The sequence below is a fragment of the Microbacterium sp. C23T genome (assembly GCF_053345975.1).
Genome location: NZ_JBKFBD010000001.1, coordinates 171,527 through 191,835 on the forward strand (window position 1 = coordinate 171,527; position 20,309 = coordinate 191,835).

The following is a 20,309-nucleotide window of genomic DNA, read 5'->3' on the forward strand; positions in this document are numbered from 1 at the left end:
CGCGACGGAGGATCCATGACGGGGTCCTCGTCCCGATGAAGAGGAGACGACAATGCCGAAGTACCTGATCGCATTCAACGACGAGTGGGTGCCCCTGCACACGGCCGACCAGCTGCGGAGCAAGAGCGAGGCGTCGCGGGCGCTGCTGGAGGAGATGACGAGCGCGGGCGTCTTCCTCTTCGCGGAGGGGGGCATCGACGCCTCGACCGCGGTCTGCAGCGTCGTCAGCGAGAACGGCGAGCCGGTCTTCACCGACGGGCCGTTCGCCGAGACGAAGGAGCATCTCGGCGGCTTCACCGCGATCAACGTGCCCGACGACGAGGCTGCCCGCTACTGGGCGGGACGACTGGCCGTCGCCCTGGACTGGCCGCAGGAAGTGCACCGCTTCCCCTCCGACATGACGGAGATCGTGGAGCGGCACGCGTCCGATTCGTGACCAGCCCCGCCGTCGCTGAGGCGATCACCCGCGCCCACCGCGAGGAGTGGGCGCGGGTGGTGGCGGGCCTGGCCCGCCGCTTCGGCGACCTCGACCTCGCCGAGGACGCCGCCGCGGAGGCGTTCACGGTCGCCGTGGAGCGCTGGCCGCGTGACGGCGTGCCCCCGAACCCGGGTGCGTGGCTCACCACCACCGCGACGCGCAAGGCGATCGACCGGCTGAGACGTGAGTCGCGCCGCGACGACAAGCACAAGGCGGCGCAGATGCTGTCCGACGACTCTCCTCCCGAGCCGACGGGACCGGTCGACGACGACCGGCTCCGGCTGATCTTCACCTGCTGTCATCCCGTCCTCGGCATGCAGGCCAGGGTCGCGCTGACGCTGCGGCTGCTGGGCGGACTCACGGTCGCCGAGATCGCCCGCGCCTTCTTCGTCCCGGAGACCACGATGGCGCGACGGATCACCCGCGCGAAGGCGAAGATCGCGGCGGCACACGTCCCGTACCGGGTGCCGTCGGCGACCGATCTCCGCGAGCGGCTCGCCGGCGTGCTCGCGGTGGTCTACCTCATCTTCAACGAGGGCTACCTGGCGACCGGTGGCGACGACCCGATGCGGGCGGACCTGAGCGACGAGGCCATCCGCCTGGGCCGGCTGCTGCGCGCTCTTCTTCCCGATGAGGGCGAGGTGACCGGACTCCTCGCGCTGATGCTGCTGATCGACGCACGGCGGACCGCACGCGTGTCCCGCACGGGCGAACTCGTGACCTTGGAAGAGCAGGATCGCGGAGCGTGGAGCCGCGATCTGATCGTCGAGGGCCACGCGCTGGTCCGGGAGCGGATCGCCGCGGTCGCCGCCGGCGGCGATCCGCCGGGGCGCTACCAGCTGCTCGCCGCGATCAACGCGGTGCACACCGCCGCCCCGTCCGCCCGCGACACCGACTGGTCGCAGATCGTGACTCTCTACGACCGCCTGCTCGGCGCCGATCCGTCCGCCATCGTGCGACTCAACCGTGCCATCGCGGTCGCCGAGATCGACGGTCCCGACGTCGCACTCGCCGAGCTCGACCGGCTCGGCGGACCTCTCGACGGGTATCACGCCTTCCACGCCGCGCGCGCCGACCTCCTCCGCCGGCTCGGGCGGAGCGAGGAGGCGCGGTCGGCCTACGACCGTGCCGTGGATCTCGCCGGCAACCCCGCCGAACGCGCGTACCTCATCAGGCGCCGCGACCAGCTGGTGTGGTGATCCCGGCCCGCCCCGCCTCGCCCGGACACGATGCGGGGCGGCACCGATCCGAGGGGCCGGCACCCCGGGGATAGGCTCGACCGCATGACCCTCGACCTCGAAGCGATCTACGTCGATCTGCACCGGCATCCGGAACTGTCCTTCCAGGAGACCCGCACGGCGGGGGTGATCGCACAGCACCTGACCGGTCTCGGCGTCGAGTTCGAGGAGGGGATCGGCAAGACCGGCGTCGCCGGGGTGATCCGCAACGGCGAAGGTCCCGTCGTGTGGCTGCGGGCCGACATGGACGCGCTGCCGGTGCCCGAGCAGACCGGTCTCGACTACGCGAGCACCGCCCGCGGCACCGATCCGGCCGGCAACGACGTGCCGGTCATGCACGCGTGCGGACACGACATGCACGTCACCGCGCTGCTCGGCGCCCTCGAGCGCCTGGTCGCCACGAAGGACGAGTGGTCGGGCACGATCGTCGCCGTCTTCCAGCCCGCCGAGGAGTACGGCGCCGGCTCGCAGGCGATGATCGCCGACGGCGTGCTCGAGAGGTTCCCGAAGCCCGACATCGTGCTCGGTCAGCACGTCACCCCGCTCCCCGCCGGCACCATCGGCGTGCGCAGCGGCACGCAGATGGCGGCGTCCGACGGCCTCACGGTCACGCTGCTGGGCCGCGGCGGCCACGGCTCGCGCCCGCAGGCGACGATCGACCCCGTGGTCATGGCGGCGGCCACCGTCATGCGGCTGCAGACGATCGTGTCGCGCGAGGTCGACCCGCGCGACGTCGCAGTCGTCACGGTCGGGTCGATCCACGCGGGCCTCAAGAACAACATCATCCCGGCCGAGGCGAAGCTCGAGCTGAGCCTGCGCTACCCCGACGACGAGGCCCGTGCCCGCGTGCTCGAGAAGGTGGAGCGCATCGTCCGCGCCGAGGCGCAGGCCTCGGGCGCGGAGGAACCCCCCGTCATCGTCACCGACCACACGCTCCCCCCGACCATCAACGACGCCGACGCGACCGCGCGCCTGACCGCCGCGTTCGACGGGGCGTTCGGCGACGGCACCGTCATCGACCCGGGCATGTTCACCGGCAGCGAGGACGTCTCGTGGTTCGCCCGCGAGGCCGGCGTGCCGCTGGTGTTCTGGTTCTGGGGCGGCGTCGACCCGGCGAAGTTCGCCGAAGCCACCGCCGCCGGCACGGTCGAGCGCGACATCCCGACCAACCACTCGCCCTTCTTCGCCCCGGTGCTCCAGCCCACGCTGAGCCGCGGCGTCGACGCGCTCGTGGTCGCCGCGCGCGAGTTCCTCGGCACGCCGACGGCGTAGACGGCGGACGGATGCTGCGGGCCGCAGCATCCGTTCCCTCCGGCCCTTCTCGCGGAGCACGTCAGGCGGGTTCGGCGACGGCTCCGGCGCGGGCATCCTCGGCGTCGAGCAGTCGCTGGAGACCGCGGAAGTCGCGCATGAGGATGCGGGCAAGGACGAACGTGGGGAGCAGCGCAACCAGCCGCAGCCACCCCGCCACGTCGCCCCCGTAGTCGGCGCGCACGCGCGTGCCGCGATCCTCGGCAGTGCAGGCGTACTCGACGCGCGAGTTCCACGGCGAGGTGGAGTGCCACACGACCCGCTCGTCGGCCTCGACGACCTCGAGCACGTCCTCGAAGTGGACGCGGAACGGGCCGATGATGTGGTCGACCGCCGTCCAGCGGCTGCCCACGCTCGCCGGCCCGTCGCCGACGCGCCGGCGGAGCTCGACCGCGGGCGCCCAGTCGTGCCACGTGCCGGGGTCGGCGAAGTACGGGAACACGCGAGCGGGCGGGTGGTCGAGATGCACGTCCAGCGTCACGCGTCTCCACATGGCCGTCACACCATCGCGGGAACCGGGCGGTCGGGGTAGAGCTCCCGCATCGCCCTGTCGTACTGCCGCTTCATCAGCAGCTGGTACAGCAGCCGGATCGGCGCGGGGACGTTCGCGCGCATCCATTCGTCGCGCTCGGCCTCAGGCACGCTGGCCACCAGCAGTCCGAGCTGGAGCGACATGATGTCCTTGCCGAGCTCCTTCCGGTGCGCCATGAGCTCGGCCCGCGTGTGCTCCTCCATCCAGTCCCACTCCTGCTGGGAGAGGACGGCGCCGGCCACCGGCATGATGTCGTCCTCCTCCTGCCCCAGATGCACCACGAGGGTGTCGCGCAGATGCTCGATGTCGACGGCGAACGCGTCGCGGAGCGTGGCATCCGCCGTCCGGAGCCACGGCTCGAGCTGCGGCTCGATCCGGGCGAGCTGGGACGCGACCTCGGCGTGCTGCGCGCGCATCTGGTCGACGTGCAGCGCGCACCCGGGGTCACGTGAGACCAGCCTGTCCCACAGCGCCGTGTCCTCGGTCTCGTGGTGCATGTGCAGCGCGTAGAAGTCGAGGTGGGCGTACCGGCCGACGATCGCGGCCCGTTCGACATCTCCGGGTGGCACGCCGCGCACGAGCTGTGGCAGCTCGCGGTAGAGCCAGCGGAAGATCCTGTGGACCAGGATCAGGCCGGACGTGTCGCAGCCGGGTTCCTGCCCCTCCGGCATGGCTCCGGAGGAGGGCAGCTTGGTCGCCATATCGCACCCCCGATCCCCGCAGCTCGTCGACGTTGACGGCCCCAGGCGGTGATCAGCCGGATTCTACTCTCGCGCCGCGGGTCGCCCCAGGCCTGCGCGCGCCCGCCCCCGGTCTCAGCGGCCGGGGGCCGTCGCGGAACCGGGAGGCGCAGCATCCGGTTCCTCCAGCTCGCGCGCGTCGGTGAGGCGCTGACCCGACGCGAGACCGGGGAGGCCGCGACGCCCGTCGGTCGTGAAGACGAGGACGATCGAGACGACGGCGAACACCGAGGCCACGAAGGTCCAGGCGCCGGGGAGCGCGTTCAGCACGAGGTAGCCGCCGATGCCGGCGACGAAGCGCAGGAAGCGCGCGAGCCCCACCGGGAGCGGCCCGCCGGTGAAGCGCAGCTGCACGGCGTGATCGCCGATCGTGCCGCCGGTCGCGAGTGTCGCGACGAGCCACACGACGATCGGCACGGCGGAGCCGATGAGGTTCGCCGCGGATCCGTCGCGCACGGCGGCGTCCGCACCGAGGAGGTAGAGCACGAGCTGCACGGCGACGACCACCGTGAGGGTGAGCACCCAGGCCGCGAGCCCGTCGCACAGCATGCCCAGCAGGCGCCGGCCGCGCGTGACCGGCTGCGGCTGGTCCGCGTCGGGCAGGCGGGGCGACCCGCGGTAGCGCCGCGGCACGGCGAGCGCGAGCAGCGAGCCGAGCACCGCCCCCAGGGTGTTCGTGAGCAGATCGTCGACGTCGAACACGCGGTAGGCGCAGGGGTAGAGGCCCCAGACTCCGGTGAGCTGGGTGACCTCGACGAAGCCCGACAGCCCCACGCCGACGACCAGGGCGGTGATCACGCCGCGGCCTCCGAGCACGCGCAGGAAGAAGCCGAGCGGCACGAAGAGCAGGACGTTGAGCAGCAGCTGCAGGACGGCGGGGTCCGTCGCGAAGCCGCTGCCGCGGCGCACGAGGGCTCCGCGAAGGTCGTCGGCGATCGCCGTCACGTCGATGTTCACGCCCGCGCACGCGATCGTGTCGGGGTCGGGGAGCGGCAGGAGCGTGTAGGTCCAGATCGCCATCACGTAGACGAGCGCGGCGCCCCACACCACGAAGCGGCCGACGCCGAATCCGCCCCGGCGGCGGTAGCTGAGCGCGACGAAGGGGACGAAGAGCAGCACCCCCACGACCACCCCCAGGGTGATCGCGAGCACACCGAGGATGATCTGCTCGTCCACGCTACGAGTGTCCCAGAGAGGCACCCGTATGGATTTCGTGAGGATGGTCGTCTGGATGCATCCTCACGTTCTCCTCACGAGTAGCCTTACGGGCCGTGACGAACGAAAGCCGCGAGCAGTCGGTGGACGAGACGCCGATCGCCAAGCGCCTCATCCTCGGCGACCCGCTCGCGTCCACAGACTCCGACGAGCACCTGCTCCCGAAGAAGCGGGCGCTGCCGATCTTCGCGTCCGACGCACTGTCGTCGGTCGCGTACGCCCCGCAGGAGCTGCTGCTCATCCTCTTGACCGGCGGCCTCGCGTTCCTCGCATTCGCTCCGTGGGTCGCCGTCGCGGTGATCGTGCTCCTGATCGTCGTCGTGATCAGCTACCGGCAGCTCATCAAGGCCTACCCGTCCGGCGGCGGCGACTACGAGGTGGCGCGCAAGAACCTCGGCGAGGTCCCGGGCGTCATCGTGGCGTCCGCGCTGCTCGTCGACTACGTGCTGACGGTCGCCGTGTCGGTGGCGTCCGGCGTCGACAACATCATCTCGGCGCTGCCGGTGCTCAACCCCTGGCGCGTCGAGTTGGCCGTCGGTTTCGTCATCCTCATCGTCGTCATCAATCTCCGCGGAGTGCGCGAGGCGTCGAGCGCGTTCGCGATCCCCACCTACATCTTCATCGGGTCGGTCGGAGTGATGATCGTCGTCGGCCTCTTCCAGATCGTGACCGGCAACCCACCGGTCGCCTCCAGCGCCCAGTACGGGATCGAGACGCAGAGCCTCACTCAGGCGGCCGTCATCCTGTTGGTGCTGCGCGCGTTCTCGAGCGGCTGTTCGGCCCTGACAGGCGTCGAGGCCGTCTCGAACGGCGTACAGGCGTTCCGCAAGCCCAAGGTGCGCAACGCCCAGACCACCCTCGCCATGATGGGCGGGATCGCGATCCTGCTCTTCGCGGGACTCACCGCGATCGCGCTCGTCTCCGGCGTCCACTACGCCGAGAACCCGTGCGACCTCATCGGCTTCGACTGCTCCAATCCGCAGCCGAGCCTGATGGCGCAGGTGTCGTCGGCGGTGTTCGGGATGAACTCGATTCCGTTCTTCATCATCCAGGCGGCGACGGCGGTCGTGCTGCTGCTCGCCGCCAACACGGCGTTCAACGGCTTCCCCCTGCTCGGGTCGGTGCTCGCGCGCGACGGCTATGCGCCGAAGGCGCTCAACACCCGCGGCGACCGCCTGGTGTACTCCAACGGCATGATCATCCTGGGCCTCGTCGCGATCGGCGTGCTGATCGTGTATCAGGCGAACCTCACGAACCTGATCCAGCTGTACATCATCGGCGTGTTCGTCTCGTTCACGATCGGCCAGATCGGCATGATCCGGCACTGGATCCGGGGGATCAAGGGCATCCGCGAGCTCCCGCCCGAAGCACGCCACGGAAGTTCGGCGCGCGCCGAGCTGTTCGGCCTGCGCAAGGGTCTCGTCATCAACTCCCTCGGCGCCACGATGACGGCATCCGTCCTCGTCATCGTGACCATCACGAAGTTCACGCACGGCGCGTGGCTCGTGTTCCTCGCGATCCCGATCCTGTCGTTCCTCATGGTCGGTGTGCACCGCTACTACCGAGACGTCGAGCACGAGATCGAGATGGACGACCAGACGCACTTCGGGTCGACGGGCGACGTCGCCCTCATCCTCGTCAACCGGCTGCAGAAGCCCGTCGTGAAGGCCGTCGACTACGCCCTCGCCGCCAAACACGACAAGACCTTCGCGGTCCACGTCTCGGTGACGAAGGAGGATGCGGCGGCGCTGGAGGCGGAGTGGCGCCAGCACCGCATGCCGATCCCCCTCAAGATCATCGAATCGCCGTACCGCATGTATGCGAGCCCGATCGCCGAGTTCGTCAGGAAGTACCGCGAAGAGCACGGGTCGTCGGTGGTCACCGTCTACCTGCCGCAGTACATCGTCGGCCACTGGTGGGAGTCGATCCTGCACAACCGCCGCGCCCGCCGCATCGCGCAGCAGCTCATGCTCGTGCACGGCGTCTCGATCACGCTGGTGCCCTGGCTGCTCGACTCGTCCGAGCTGATCTACGGACGCCGGTCGCGCGCGCTCCCGGGCGATGACCGCGCCGGACGCGTCACCGCACCGGAGGTCCATCGTGCCGGCCGCCGGGTCGTCCGCCCCGCCGGGCCGCCCGAGAAGGCGGACGCCCCCGACGCGTCGATCTCGACCAAGCCCTGACCCCGGCGCCGGGCGCCCGACCCGAACGAGCACCCGGCGCCGAGTGGCGGCATCCCGCGTAGCCTTGAGGGGTGAGTTCTGCCGCCCCCGCCCCCTCCCAGGCCGCGCCCCTGGACGCCGCCACCCTGCGCGCGGACTTCCCGCTCCTCGGCCAGCGCGTGAACGGCGAGCGCCTGGTCTACCTCGACTCGGGTGCGACGAGCCAGAAGCCGCGGGCTGTCATCGACGCCGAGGTCGACTTCCTCACGCGCGCGAACTCCGCCGTGCATCGCGGCGCGCACACCCTCGCCGCCGAGGCCACCGAGTTCTTCGAAGACGCCCGCTCGACGGTCGCCGGCTTCGTCGGCGCGCGCCCCGAGCAGCTGGTGTGGACGAGCGGCGCGACCGCCGGCCTCAACCTCGTCGCCTACGCGATCGGCAACGCGTCGGTCGGACGAGGCGCCCCCGCCAGCGCGCGCTTCGCGCTGAAGCCGGGCGACGAGATCGTCATCACCGAGACCGAGCACCACGCGAACCTCATCCCCTGGCAGGAGCTGGCCGCCCGCACCGGCGCGGTGCTGCGCCACATCCCCGTCCACGACGACGGCACGCTGGACATGGATGCTGCCGCCACCCTCATCGGCGAGCGCACGCGGATCGTCGCGTTCACGCACGTGTCGAACGTGCTCGGCATCGTGAACCCGGTCGCCGAGCTCGTCGCCCTGGCGCAGGCCGTCGGTGCGGTGACCGTGCTCGACGCGTGCCAGTCGGCGCCGCACCTGCCCCTCGACTTCCCCGCGCTCGGTGTCGACCTCGCGGTCTTCTCGGGGCACAAGATGCTGGGACCCTACGGCGTCGGAGGCCTCTACGGCCGCGCCGACGTGCTCGAGGCCCTGCCGCCGTTCCTCACGGGCGGCTCGATGATCACGACCGTCACCCTCGAGGAGGCGTCGTACCTGCCGCCACCGCAGCGCTTCGAGGCCGGCACGCAGCCGGTGTCGCAGGCGATCGGGCTCGCGGCCGCGGTGCGATACCTGAACGGCATCGGCATGGACGCCGTGCACGCGCACGAGAAGGCGCTCGAGGCGCGCATGGGCGACGGCCTGCGTGCGATCCCCGGCGTGCGGCTGCTCGGCGACGCGCCGGGCGCGGAGCGCGTGGGCCTCTGGGCGTTCGATGTCGACGGCGTGCACGCGCACGACGTGGGCCAGTTCCTCGACGCGCGGGGTGTGGCCGTGCGGGTCGGGCACCACTGCGCGCAGCCGCTGCATCGGCGCTTCGGCCTCACGGCCTCGGTGCGCGCGTCGTCGGCGCTGTACAACACCGCGGACGACGTCGACGTGTTCCTCGACGCGCTCTCGGGTGTGCGCGCGTTCTTCGGAGCCGGCGCATGAGCGGCCTTGAATCGCTCTACCAGGAGCTCATCCTCGACCATTCCAAGCGCCCGCACGGCAAGGGCCTCGGCGCCGAAGAGGGCCGGGTCGCCACGTCGTACCAGCGCAACCCCATCTGCGGCGACGAGATCACGCTCCGCGTGCGCCTCTCGGACGACGGCACCACCGTCGACGAGGTCACGTGGGACGGCGCCGGCTGCTCCATCTCGCAGGCGTCGGCGTCCATGCTCGCCGCGCTCATCGAGGAGGAGGGACGGATGCCGCGGGCCGAGGCATCCGCTCTCGTCGAAGGCTTCCGCGAGGCGCTGCGCTCACGTGGCGAGATCGCGCTGGATGAAGAGGTCTTCGGCGACGCCGCGGCCCTGTCGGGCGTCTCGAAGTTCACCGCGCGCGTCAAGTGCGCGATGCTCGCGTGGGTCGCCTTCGAGGACGCGACCGCCCGGGCGTGACTCAGTCGCCGCCGGCGACGGGGTGCGTGCGGTGCACCGTGATGTCGCCGTACCCGGCACGGGCGTAGAGCTCGACCGACGCCTCGCCCTCGACCGGGCCTGCGGCCGCCGAGAGCTCGTTGCGCACGACGCCGTGCTGGCTCGACGCGTCGAGCCACGCCGCCGTGCCCGAGCGGATGCCGAGATCCACCGCGCCGTAGGAGGCCTCGATCCGCGCCGTCCCCCCGTTGAGGTCGCCGATGCGCACCGGGCCGTAGGCGGACCGCACCGTGAGCGCGGGACCCGGGTCGCCCAGGTGCACGACGCCGCTCGACGTCGCGATGTCGGCGACGCCCGAGACCGAGCCGACGTCGATGCCGGCGTCGGATCCTTTGAGCCGCAGCGCCCCGTCGACGATGCCGATGCGCGCACGGCCGGACTTGATGTCGACGTCGGCATCGCCGCGCACATGCTCGACGCGCAGTTCGCCGTGTCCGAGACCGAGGTCGGCGCGACCGGTGCGCTCGAGGGTCGCGTCGCCGTAGTCCAGCGCGATGCGCGCGGTGCCGACCGCGCCCGCGACGCGGATCGAGCCGTACTTGAGCGCGAGCGAGACGTCAGAACCGGTGGGGATCCGCACCGACACGTCGACGGAGTCACCGGAGCCGAACAGGTTGAACCGCACCGGGCCGACGATGCGCAGGTCGGAGCCTGCCTGGGTCACGCGCACCGCCTCGGCCGCACTGCGGTCGCCGGCGCGGTGCGGGTTCGCCGGCGCGACGTCGACGGCGAGGTCGCGGCGGCGTTCGGCGACGACGTCGATGCGGCCCATCTGCAGCTCGATGCGCACGGCCGCCGGGCCCGACACCGGGAACGTGGGCATCAGCGCACCCAGCCGGTGTAGGCGGAGCTCGAACCCCGAGCCGCGGCGGGTGCGGGTTCGACGGCCGCAGCGACGGCCCGCACCAGCCACGTGTTGAGCGAGAGCCCCTCGGCGGTCGCGGCCGCCTCGGCGCGCGCCTTGAGCGAGTCGGGCAGGCGCAGGGTGGTGCGTGCGGTGGCGTCATCGGGATCATCGGATGCCGCGGCCGCGAGCACGACGGGACCGCTGGGGTTCGCGGCGACCTCGGTCGCGGGCTCGGCCCGCGGCCGTGCGACGACGAAGTCGACGTCGCGCCCGCGCAGGCGCACGTCGACGGACCCTGGCGCGAGCTCCCGCGTGATCTCGCCCGCCGCCTCGGACAGCGCCTCGAGGATCACGAGCCGCACTGCGGGCTCGAGCGCCGCCGCGAGACGCGCCGCGATTTCGGAGTCATCGGGACTCGCGGCGGCGGCGAGTTGGCGCTGGAGCTCCTCGACATGGGTCGCGATCTGCATGACGTCAGAGTGACATCAGTGTGGTGTCATGTCAACGCCGCGTCAGGGACCCGTGAGCGTCGGGCGCGACGGCGTTCGTATTCCGTGAGGACGGCGGCTGCAGCATCCGTCCCGGAGTTGCATCGAATCCGCACCTGAACCGCACCCTCCAGGAGACCCTGTGCTCGATGTCATCTACCTCGCCCTGACCCTCGCGCTGTTCGCGCTCGTCGGACTCGTCGCCAAGGCGGTGGAGAAGCTGGGCCCACGCGCCCGAGGCTCCGCCCGGCGCGAAGCGACGAGCGGAGAGGCGTGGGGATGATCGTCTTCTCACTCGTCGGCGCGGCCCTCGGCCTCGCCGCGATCGTCTACCTCGTCGTCGCGCTCGTGAAGCCGGAGAAGTTCTGATGGACGCCGCCACCGTGTGGACCGGCGTCCTCCAGATCGCCACGGTCCTCCTGATCCTCGCGCTCCTCTACCGGCCGCTGGGCGACTGGATCGCCCGCGTCTACACCGCAGACAGGGACTGGCGCGTCGAGCGCGGCATGTACCGGCTTGTCGGCGTCGATCCGAAGTCCGAGCAGACGTGGCAGGCCTACCTGCGCGGCGTGCTCGCGTTCTCCGCCGTCGGCGTGCTCTTCGTCTACGCGCTGCAGCGCTTCCAGGCCGTGCTGCCGTACTCGCTGGGCCTCCCCGCCGTGCCGGAGGGCCTCGCGTTCAACACCGCGGTGTCGTTCGTGACCAACACGAACTGGCAGTCCTACTCCCCCGAGCTGACGATGGGCTACACCGTGCAGCTCGCGGGCCTGGCCGTGCAGAACTTCGTGTCGGCGGCCGTCGGCATCGCCGTCGCCGTCGCGCTCGTCCGTGGTTTCGCGCGGCGCGGGTCCGCGACGATCGGCAACTTCTGGGTCGACCTCACGCGTGGGATCACGCGGCTGCTGCTGCCGCTCGCCGTCGTCTCGGCGATCGCGCTGGTGGTCGCGGGCGTGGTGCAGAACGTCAACGGGTTCGTCGACGTCGGCACCGTCGCGGGCGGCACGCAGTCGATCCCGGGCGGGCCGGTCGCCTCGCAGGAGGCCATCAAGCTCCTCGGCACGAACGGCGGCGGCTTCTTCAACGCCAACTCGGCGCACCCGTTCGAGAACCCGACGCCGTGGTCGAACGTGCTCGAGATCCTGCTGATCCTCGCGATCCCCGTCGCGCTGCCGCGGGCGTTCGGTCGATTGGTGAACGACGACCGTCAGGGTTACGCGATCCTCGCCGTCATGAGCACGATCGCCGTCGTGTCGATCACGGCGGTGACGTGGCTCGAGTCGCTCGGGCTCGGCACCGCGCCGCAGCTCGCCGGCGCCGCGATGGAGGGCAAGGAGGTGCGCTACGGCATCTGGGGCTCGACGCTCTTCGCCGGAGCGACCACCCTCACCTCGACCGGCGCGGTGAACTCGATGCACGACTCGTACACCGCGCTCGGCGGCATGATCCCGATGATCAACATGATGCTCGGCGAGGTCGCCCCCGGCGGCGTCGGGTCGGGCCTCTACGGCATGCTCGTGCTGGCCGTCATCGCGGTGTTCGTCGGCGGGCTCCTCGTCGGGCGCACGCCCGAGTACCTCGGCAAGAAGATCGGGCCGACAGAGGTCAAGCTCGCGAGCCTGTACATCCTCGTGACGCCCGCGCTTGTGCTCGCGGGCACGGCGCTGAGCTTCGGCATCCCGGCGATCCGGTCCGACATGGAGTCGACCTCGATCTGGAACCCCGGCGTCCACGGCCTCGGCGAGGTGCTCTACGCGTTCACCTCGGCGGCCAACAACAACGGTTCGGCGTTCGCGGGGCTCACCGCGAACACCCCGTGGCTCAACACGGCGCTCGGCGTCGCGATGCTGCTCGGACGGTTCCTGCCGATCGTGCTGGTGCTCGCCCTGGCCGGCTCGCTCGCCGCCCAGACGCCGGTGCCCTCGACGGCCGGCACCCTCCCCACCCATCGCCCGCAGTTCGTCGGCCTCCTCGCCGTCGTCGCGGTCGTCATCACCGCACTCACCTACTTCCCCGTTCTCACGCTGGGTCCCCTGGCGGAAGGGCTCGTCTGACATGCCTACTGACGTTTCGTCTCGCTTCGCTCGCTCAACGACAGGGGAGGTGGAATCCACGGCGCATCCCATCGCGGGCACCGTCTCGCCGAAGCCGCCGAAGCCGTCCTCCCGGGCGTTCAGTGCGGCCCAGCTGTGGGCGGCCGTGCCCGGCGCGCTGCGCAAGCTCGACCCCGCGGCGCTGTGGCGCAACCCCGTCATGTTCCTGGTGTGGGTGGGCGCCGCCCTCACCACGGCGATCGCGATCGCCGAGCCGTTCCTGGGCGGCCCCGAGCAGTCCGGCGGCACTGCGGTGCCCTTCGGCTTCACGTGGGGCATCGCCGTGTGGCTGTGGCTCACCGTGCTCTTCGCGAACCTCGCGGAGTCGGTGGCCGAAGGCCGCGGCAAGGCTCAGGCCGCGTCGCTGCGAAAGACCCGCACGTCGACCATGGCGCGTCGCGTCACCGCCTACGACGGGACAACGGATGCTGCGGCAGACCGCGCCGAGACGGTCGAGGTCTCCTCGTCCGACCTGAAGCTCGGTGATGTCGTCATCGTGTCGGCCGGCGAGCTGATCCCGGGCGACGGCGACATCGTCGCGGGCATCGCGACCGTCGACGAGTCGGCGATCACGGGCGAATCTGCGCCGGTCGTGCGCGAGTCGGGCGGCGACCGCTCGGCCGTCACCGGCGGCACCCGCGTGCTGTCGGACCGCATCGTCGTGCGCATCACGTCGAAGCCGGGCGAGACGTTCGTCGACCGCATGATCGCGCTCGTCGAGGGCGCCGCGCGGCAGAAGACACCCAACGAGATCGCACTGAACATCCTGCTCGCGAGCCTGTCGATCGTCTTCGTGATCGTGGTGCTGACTCTCAACCCGATCGCGTCCTACGCCGCGTCGCCCGTGAGCATCCCGGTGCTGATCGCGCTGCTGGTGTGCCTCATCCCGACGACGATCGGGGCGCTGCTCTCGGCCATCGGCATCGCCGGCATGGACCGCCTGGTGCAGCGCAATGTGCTGGCGATGTCGGGCCGCGCCGTCGAGGCCGCGGGCGATGTCACGACGCTGCTCCTCGACAAGACGGGCACCATCACGTACGGCAACCGCCGCGCCTCGGACTTCGTCGCGATGCCGGGCGTCGGCGAGGACGAGCTCGCACGGGCAGCCGCGCTCTCGTCGCTCGCCGACCCCACGCCCGAGGGCGTCTCGGTGGTCGAGCTGGCCGCGGTGCGCAGCATCCATGTCTCTGAACCCGCCGGCTCCACCGTCGTCCCCTTCACCGCCCAGACCCGCATGAGCGGCGTCGACCTCGCGGACGGCACGCAGGTGCGCAAGGGCGCCGGCTCTGCCGTGATCGCGTGGCTCGCAGCATCCGGATCCGACGTCCCGACCGCGGCGCGCACCCAGCTGACGAGCGAGACCGACGCCATCGCGCAGTCGGGCGGCACGCCGCTCGTCGTCGCCGAGCTCGATCCCTCCGGCGCGGGCCGGGTGCTCGGGGTGATCCACCTCAAGGACATCGTCAAGGACGGCCTGCGCGAGCGGTTCGACGAGCTGCGGTCGATGGGCATCCGCACGGTCATGATCACGGGCGACAACCCCCTGACGGCCGCGGCCATCGCGAAGGAGGCGGGCGTCGACGACTACCTCGCCGAGGCGACGCCGGAGGACAAGCTCGCACTGATCCGCGCGGAGCAGGAGGGCGGCAACCTCGTCGCGATGACCGGCGACGGCACCAACGACGCCCCCGCGCTCGCGCAGGCCGACGTCGGCGTCGCGATGAACACCGGCACCTCCGCCGCGAAGGAGGCCGGCAACATGGTCGACCTCGATTCCGACCCGACGAAGCTCATCGACATCGTGCGCATCGGCAAGCAGCTGCTGATCACGCGCGGCGCCCTCACCACCTTCTCGCTGGCCAACGACATCGCGAAGTACTTCGCGATCATCCCGGCGATGTTCATGGGGGTGTTCCCCGGCCTCGCGGCGCTCAACGTCATGCAGCTCTCGTCGCCGGCCTCGGCCGTCACGAGCGCGATCATCTTCAACGCCGTGATCATCGTGATCCTCATCCCGCTGGCGCTGCGGGGCGTGAAGTACCGCCCCGCGAGCGCCTCGCAGATCCTCAGCCGAAACCTGCTCGTCTACGGGCTCGGCGGCGTGATCGCCCCCTTCATCGGCATCAAGCTCATCGACCTCGTCGTGAGCCTCATCCCGGGCTTCTGACCCGTTAGGAGAGTCTTCGTGTCCACTCGCACCACCGTCCGCACGACCGGCGTCGCCGTCCGTGCGATGCTCGTCTTCACCCTCGTGCTCGGCGTCGGCTACACCCTGCTCGTCACCGGCATCAGTCAGCTCGTCCTGCCGTGGCAGGCCAACGGCTCGCTCGTGCAGAACTCTGCGGGCGACACCGTCGGGTCGGCGCTCATCGGGCAGTCCTTCGCGGATGCCTCGGGCGCGGCGCTTCCGCAGTACTTCCAGTCGCGTCCCTCCGCCGCCGGCGACGGGTACGACGGCGGGGCGTCGAGCGGCTCCAACCTCGGCCCGGAGAACCCCGACCTCGTCTCCGCCATCGAGTCACGGAAGGCGGCCGTCGCGGAGCTCGAGGGCGTCGACCCGTCGCAGGTGCCCGCCGACGCGGTGACCGCGTCGGGCTCGGGCCTGGATCCCCACATCAGCCCGGCGTACGCGCTGCTCCAGGTGCGTCGCGTCGCGGCGGCCCGCGGGCTCACCGAGTCCGAGGTGCGGTCTCTGGTCGAGGCGCACGTCGAGCAGCGCGACCTCGGCTACCTCGGCGAGCCGCGGGTGAACGTCGTCGAGCTGAACCTCGCCCTCGACGCCCTGGGCCGGTGACCGTGCGCCCCGCGTTCGGATTCCGTGAGGACGGCGGTCGCGGCATCCGTCGCGGGTCATAGGGTGAGCACGTGAAGCGCGGCAAGCTGCGGGTGCTGCTCGGCGCGGCGCCTGGCGTCGGCAAGACGTACGAGATGCTCGAAGAGGGCCGTCGCCTCGCCGAGGACGGGCGCGACGTCGTGATCGCGGTCGTCGAGACGCACGGGCGCGCGGCCACCGCCGCGCTCTTGGACGGACTGCCCGTCGTGCCCCGCACACTGGTGTCGCACCGCGGCGTCGAGCTCAGCGACATGGACCTCGAGGGGGTCCTCGAACGCAGCCCCGAGATCGCCCTCGTCGACGAGCTCGCCCACACCAACGCGCCGGGCCTGCGGCATTCCAAGCGCTGGCAGGACGTGGCCGATCTGCTCGACGCGGGCATCGACGTCATCACGACGGTCAACGTGCAGCACATCGAATCGCTCGGCGGAGTGGTCGAGCAGATCACGGGCGTCGCGCAGCGCGAGACGGTTCCGGATGCGGTGGTGCGCGCCGCCGACCAGGTCGAGGTGGTCGACCTCTCGCCGCAGTCGCTGCGCGATCGCCTCTCCGCAGGGCTCGTCTACCCCGCCGAGCGGATCGACGCGGCCCTGTCGAACTACTTCCGGCTCGGCAACCTCACGGCCCTGCGCGAACTCGCGCTGCTGTGGCTGGCCGACGAAGTCGACAGTGCCCTCAAGACCTACCGCGCGGAGCATGGCATCGAGGGTGCGTGGCAGGCGCGCGAGCGCGTGGTCATCGCGCTCACCGGCGGCTCCGAGGGCGAGACGCTGCTGCGTCGCGGCGCGCGCATCGCGGCACGGTCGGCGGGCGGCGAGCTGCTCGCGGTGCACGTGTCGAGCCAGGACGGCCTGCGCTCGGGCGACCCGGGAGCCCTCGCGGCGCAGCGGACGCTCGTCGAGTCGCTCGGCGGCACGTACCACCAGGTGGTCGGCGACGACATCCCGCGCGCGCTCGTCGAGTTCGCGCGCTCGGTGAACGCGACGCAGCTCGTGATCGGCGTGAGCCGGCGCGGCCGCCTCGCGACCCTCTTCACCGGCCCGGGCATCGGGGCGACGGTCATCCGGGAGTCCGGCGACATCGACGTGCACATCGTCACGCACGACGCGGCGGGTGACCGGTTCCCGCTGCCACGCGTTACCGGCGGTGCCCTGAGTGTGCGCCGCCGCGTGCTCGGGTTCGCGCTCGCGCTCATCGGCGGCCCGCTCCTCACGTGGCTGCTGGTGTCGCTGCGCAGTGAGGACACGATCACCAGCGACGTGCTCGCGTACCAGCTGCTCGTGGTGCTGGTCTCGCTCGTCGGCGGCATCTGGCCCGCGGTCTTCGCGGCGGTGATGTCGGGCTTCACCCTGAACTACTTCTTCGTCGCGCCCTACTACACGGTGTCGGTCGCGGATCCGCGGAACGTCTGGGCGCTCATCCTCTACGTCGTGATCGCCGTGCTCGTGAGCTTCATCGTCGACCGCGCGGCACGGGCGGCGCGGTCCGCCCGGCGCGCCGAGGCGGAGGCCGAGCTGCTCGCGAACGTCGCGGGCAGCGTGCTGCGCGGCGAGTCCGCGGTGCCCGCGCTGATCAGCCGCACGCGCGAGTCGCTCGGGCTGGCCGGCGTGCGCCTGGTCGACGCCGACGGCTCCGTCGTCGCGACCGACGGCGAGCCCGTGCGCGACGGCCGCTACGAGGCCGTGACGGTCGCGCGCCGCAACGGGGGTCCGCCCGCGATGCTCGAACTGCACGGCCACGTGCTCGACGCCTCCGAGCGCCGGCTCATCGACGCCGTCGCCGCCCAGCTCTCGGCGGCCCTCGAGCACACCGACCTCACCGCCACGGCGCGGCAGGCCGGAGCTCTTGCCGAGACGGACCAGGTGCGCAGCGCGCTGCTGTCGGCCGTGAGCCACGACCTCCGCCGCCCGCTCGCCGCCGCGGTCGCCGCCGTCGGCGGGCTCCGCGCCGCGGGGCCTCACCTCTCGCCCGAGGACCGGGCCGAACTTCTCGCGACGGCGGATGAGTCGCTCACGACGCTGTCGGTGCTCGTCACCGACCTGCTGGACGTCAGCCGCGTACAGGCGGGGGTGCTCGCAGTGTCGCTGCAACCCGTCGACAGCGCGGGCGTCGTGCTGGCCGCGCTCGACGAGCTCGGCGCCGGCCCCGACCGGTTCGAGCTCGCGCTCGACCCCGACCTGCCGCTCGTCGAGGCCGACCCGGTGCTGCTGCAGCGGGTGCTCGTGAACGTGCTCGCGAACGCCGCGCGCCACAGCCCGGCGGGATCGCACGTGCGCGTCGCGACGAGCCGCCTCGGCCGCACCGCCGAGATCCGCGTGGTGGACCACGGCACCGGGGTGTCGCCGGAGCGGCGCGACGACATGTTCGTCCCGTTCCAGCGGCTCGGCGACACCGACAACACCGCGGGCCTGGGCCTCGGGCTCGCCCTGTCGAAGGGGTTCACCGAGGGCATGGGCGGTACGCTCGCCCCCGAGGACACCCCCGGAGGAGGCTTGACGATGGTCATCGCGCTGCCGGTCGCGGACGCGATCCTCGCCGACGAGGGGTCGCTGCCGTGAAGGTCCTGATCGCCGACGACGATCCGCAGCTCGTCCGCGCGCTGCGGATCACGCTGGCCGCGCACGGCTACGAGGTCGTCGCCGCTCCCGACGGCGCGGCGGCGGTGGCCCTCGCCGCCAAGGAGCATCCCGACATCGTGATGGTGGACCTCGGGATGCCGCGCCTCGACGGCGTGCAGGTGATCGAGGCGCTGCGGGGCTGGACGACGGCCCCGATCATCGTGGTCTCGGGCCGCACCGGCTCCGCCGACAAGGTCGAGTCGCTGGACGCCGGCGCCGACGACTACGTCACCAAGCCGTTCCAGATCGACGAGCTGCTCGCACGACTGCGGGCACTGTCACGACGCGTGACCGCAGCATCCGGTGTCCCCGTCGTCACGTTCGGGGACGTCGTGGTGGATCTCTCGACCAAGACGGTGACGCGCTCCGGCGAGCGCGTGCACCTCACGCCGACGGAGTGGAAGATCCTCGAGTTCCTGGCACGCAACCCCGGCTCGCTCGTGACACGGCAGGCGCTCCTCAAGGACATCTGGGGCACCGAGCAGGTGGCCGACACCGGCTACCTGCGGCTGTACATGTCGCAGCTGCGCAAGAAGCTCGAGTCCGATCCGGGCAACCCCGCGCACCTGCTGACCGAGTCGGGCATGGGCTACCGCCTCCTCGCCGACGCCGCCTGACCCCCGGGCTGCGCCGTTTCCGCCGCGCAACCGCTGCAGTTTCCTGCGACTGCTGCGTCGCACGACACCGCGGTTGCAGGAAAGTGCAGCAGTTGCCGCTCCTCCCCAGTCCGGCGCGACGAACGTGGACCCACCGATCGGACCACCTGCGGCTCGGCCGGCGTCGTGGTGCCGCCACCGTGGAGGGATGTGGATCCACGAGCCGCCGCTCCGGACGGTGTTCCGCCGGCGCGAGAACGACGGTGAACCGGTCAACGATCGACGGCTCCGCGCACGGATCGCCGACGGCGAGATCGTCCGGATCGCTCCGGGCGTGTACGTGGCACGTGCTGCCTGGGAGCGGCTGACACCGATGGCTCGCCACGCCCAACGCGTGTGGGAGGCCGGCGCTCGGGTCAGATCCGAGCTCGTCGTTTCTCACCACGCCGCAGCGGCACTCCACGGCATCGACCTCATCGGAGCATGGCCGGGTCGGATCGATGTCAGTATCAAGCTCGGGTCCGGAGGTCGCTCGAGTGGGGAATTCCGCCGACGCGGGCGGCAGACGACGGATATCGACACCGTGCCGTGGCAGCGCCACGCCGTGACGACTCCGCTGCAGACTGCCATCGATCTCATGGCCTGCTCGCGATTCCTCGACGGCGTGGTGGCGGCCGATCAGGTCCTCTGGGCCAAGCGGACGAAGGGGCCGCTTGTCGAGGCATCCGTCCTTCTCGATCGCACCGCAGGCATGACCGGGCGCGGGTCCGCCCGCGTCGCGCGTGCGGCGGAGTTCGCCACGAGCCTCGCTGACAGCGTTCGCGAGTCGCAGAGCCGTGTGCTGATCTCGACGATGGGGTTTCCGGCCCCCGAGCTGCAGGCGAGATTCGTGCTCGCTGACGGTCGGGACGCGTTCACAGACTTCTTCTGGCCACGGAATCGCCATATCGGCGAGTTCGACGGTGCCGGAAAGTACTGTGACCCTGCGCTCCTGAACGGGCGCACACCGGAGGAGGCGCTCCTCGCCGAGAAGGACCGTGAGGACGAGCTGCGCCGGCAGGTTGATGCCTTCTCGCGGTGGCGCCTTCCGGCTCTTCGGTCGCCGCGCATGCTCTACGACATCCTCCACAGCGCCGGTCTGCCGAGTTCACGGCCCCGCCCCGGACGGTGAAGCGCTTGAGTGCGTCCAACCGCTGCAGTTTCCTGCGACTGCTGTGACGGACGACGCAGCGGTTGCTGGAAAGTGCAGCACTTGCGCGACGACGCGTCGCCGCGGTGC

The 20,309-nt window shown here is 71.3% G+C and carries 19 protein-coding genes; 14 read left to right on the forward strand and 5 right to left on the reverse strand.

Annotated features, from left to right (window positions below; all coding sequences use genetic code 11):
* Window positions 1-52: 52 nt before the first annotated feature.
* The 3 genes from ACLBXX_RS00815 to ACLBXX_RS00825 all read left to right on the forward strand — a co-directional run bounded on the left by ACLBXX_RS00815 (window position 53) and on the right by ACLBXX_RS00825 (window position 2,988).
* Window positions 53-436, forward strand: coding sequence for a YciI family protein (locus ACLBXX_RS00815; protein WP_447656412.1), 384 nt, complete (start codon window positions 53-55; stop codon window positions 434-436).
* On the forward strand, window positions 433-1,677 hold the full coding sequence (locus ACLBXX_RS00820; protein WP_447656413.1) for an RNA polymerase sigma factor: 1,245 nt from the start codon (window positions 433-435) through the stop codon (window positions 1,675-1,677). The genes ACLBXX_RS00815 and ACLBXX_RS00820 overlap by 4 nt, the downstream gene beginning before the upstream one ends.
* An 84-nt stretch (window positions 1,678-1,761) precedes the next feature.
* A complete protein-coding gene (locus tag ACLBXX_RS00825) occupies window positions 1,762-2,988 on the forward strand; it encodes an amidohydrolase (protein ID WP_447656414.1) in 1,227 nt (408 codons plus the stop codon).
* A gap of 61 nt (window positions 2,989-3,049) precedes the next feature.
* Here ACLBXX_RS00825 and ACLBXX_RS00830 read toward each other — a convergent pair whose 3' ends face one another.
* From ACLBXX_RS00830 to ACLBXX_RS00840, 3 genes are all read right to left on the reverse strand, one after another.
* Entirely contained in the window at window positions 3,050-3,508 is a 459-nt protein-coding gene (locus tag ACLBXX_RS00830; protein ID WP_447656415.1) for an SRPBCC family protein, read from the reverse strand.
* Window positions 3,509-3,525: 17 nt separating this feature from the next.
* Window positions 3,526-4,260 (reverse strand): hemerythrin domain-containing protein, encoded by a 735-nt coding sequence (locus ACLBXX_RS00835; protein ID WP_447656416.1) that lies wholly within the window; start codon window positions 4,258-4,260, stop codon window positions 3,526-3,528.
* 114 nt (window positions 4,261-4,374) lie between these two features.
* Complete coding sequence (locus tag ACLBXX_RS00840) at window positions 4,375-5,475, reverse strand: VanZ family protein (protein WP_447656417.1); 1,101 nt, start codon at window positions 5,473-5,475, stop codon at window positions 4,375-4,377.
* Window positions 5,476-5,570: 95 nt separating this feature from the next.
* On the opposite strand from ACLBXX_RS00840, the gene ACLBXX_RS00845 reads away from it, so the two are divergent.
* From ACLBXX_RS00845 to sufU, 3 genes are all read left to right on the forward strand, one after another.
* The gene (locus ACLBXX_RS00845) at window positions 5,571-7,697 is read left to right on the forward strand and encodes an APC family permease (protein ID WP_447656418.1); all 2,127 of its coding nucleotides are present in this window, start codon (window positions 5,571-5,573) and stop codon (window positions 7,695-7,697) included.
* A 71-nt stretch (window positions 7,698-7,768) separates the two neighbouring features.
* Complete coding sequence (locus ACLBXX_RS00850; RefSeq protein WP_447656419.1) at window positions 7,769-9,070, forward strand: cysteine desulfurase; 1,302 nt, start codon at window positions 7,769-7,771, stop codon at window positions 9,068-9,070.
* A complete protein-coding gene (gene sufU / locus ACLBXX_RS00855; protein WP_387142794.1) occupies window positions 9,067-9,519 on the forward strand; it encodes a Fe-S cluster assembly sulfur transfer protein SufU in 453 nt (150 codons plus the stop codon). The genes ACLBXX_RS00850 and sufU overlap by 4 nt, the downstream gene beginning before the upstream one ends.
* A 1-nt stretch (window position 9,520) precedes the next feature.
* Here sufU and ACLBXX_RS00860 read toward each other — a convergent pair whose 3' ends face one another.
* The gene (locus ACLBXX_RS00860; protein WP_447656420.1) at window positions 9,521-10,381 is read right to left on the reverse strand and encodes a DUF4097 family beta strand repeat-containing protein; all 861 of its coding nucleotides are present in this window, start codon (window positions 10,379-10,381) and stop codon (window positions 9,521-9,523) included.
* Window positions 10,381-10,875 (reverse strand): toxin-antitoxin system HicB family antitoxin, encoded by a 495-nt coding sequence (locus ACLBXX_RS00865; protein ID WP_447656421.1) that lies wholly within the window; start codon window positions 10,873-10,875, stop codon window positions 10,381-10,383. The genes ACLBXX_RS00860 and ACLBXX_RS00865 overlap by 1 nt, the downstream gene beginning before the upstream one ends.
* A gap of 160 nt (window positions 10,876-11,035) precedes the next feature.
* Here ACLBXX_RS00865 and ACLBXX_RS00870 point away from each other — a divergent pair, with 160 nt between their 5' ends.
* The 8 genes from ACLBXX_RS00870 to ACLBXX_RS00905 all read left to right on the forward strand — a co-directional run bounded on the left by ACLBXX_RS00870 (window position 11,036) and on the right by ACLBXX_RS00905 (window position 20,201).
* On the forward strand, window positions 11,036-11,176 hold the full coding sequence (locus ACLBXX_RS00870; RefSeq protein ID WP_157005676.1) for a hypothetical protein: 141 nt from the start codon (window positions 11,036-11,038) through the stop codon (window positions 11,174-11,176).
* Complete coding sequence (locus ACLBXX_RS00875) at window positions 11,173-11,262, forward strand: potassium-transporting ATPase subunit F (RefSeq protein ID WP_045302164.1); 90 nt, start codon at window positions 11,173-11,175, stop codon at window positions 11,260-11,262. The genes ACLBXX_RS00870 and ACLBXX_RS00875 overlap by 4 nt, the downstream gene beginning before the upstream one ends.
* Window positions 11,262-12,944 (forward strand): potassium-transporting ATPase subunit KdpA, encoded by a 1,683-nt coding sequence (gene kdpA, locus ACLBXX_RS00880; protein ID WP_447656422.1) that lies wholly within the window; start codon window positions 11,262-11,264, stop codon window positions 12,942-12,944. Before ACLBXX_RS00875 ends, kdpA begins: the two co-directional genes overlap by 1 nt.
* A gap of 1 nt (window position 12,945) precedes the next feature.
* Window positions 12,946-15,150, forward strand: coding sequence for a potassium-transporting ATPase subunit KdpB (gene kdpB, locus ACLBXX_RS00885; RefSeq protein WP_447656423.1), 2,205 nt, complete (start codon window positions 12,946-12,948; stop codon window positions 15,148-15,150).
* Window positions 15,151-15,168: 18 nt separating this feature from the next.
* The gene (gene kdpC / locus ACLBXX_RS00890; protein ID WP_447656424.1) at window positions 15,169-15,777 is read left to right on the forward strand and encodes a potassium-transporting ATPase subunit KdpC; all 609 of its coding nucleotides are present in this window, start codon (window positions 15,169-15,171) and stop codon (window positions 15,775-15,777) included.
* 71 nt (window positions 15,778-15,848) lie between these two features.
* The gene (locus ACLBXX_RS00895; protein WP_447656425.1) at window positions 15,849-18,374 is read left to right on the forward strand and encodes a DUF4118 domain-containing protein; all 2,526 of its coding nucleotides are present in this window, start codon (window positions 15,849-15,851) and stop codon (window positions 18,372-18,374) included.
* Window positions 18,371-19,051, forward strand: coding sequence for a response regulator (locus tag ACLBXX_RS00900; RefSeq protein WP_310287032.1), 681 nt, complete (start codon window positions 18,371-18,373; stop codon window positions 19,049-19,051). Before ACLBXX_RS00895 ends, ACLBXX_RS00900 begins: the two co-directional genes overlap by 4 nt.
* A gap of 187 nt (window positions 19,052-19,238) precedes the next feature.
* Complete coding sequence (locus ACLBXX_RS00905) at window positions 19,239-20,201, forward strand: hypothetical protein (protein WP_447656426.1); 963 nt, start codon at window positions 19,239-19,241, stop codon at window positions 20,199-20,201.
* The last annotated feature ends 108 nt before the right edge of the window (window positions 20,202-20,309 follow it).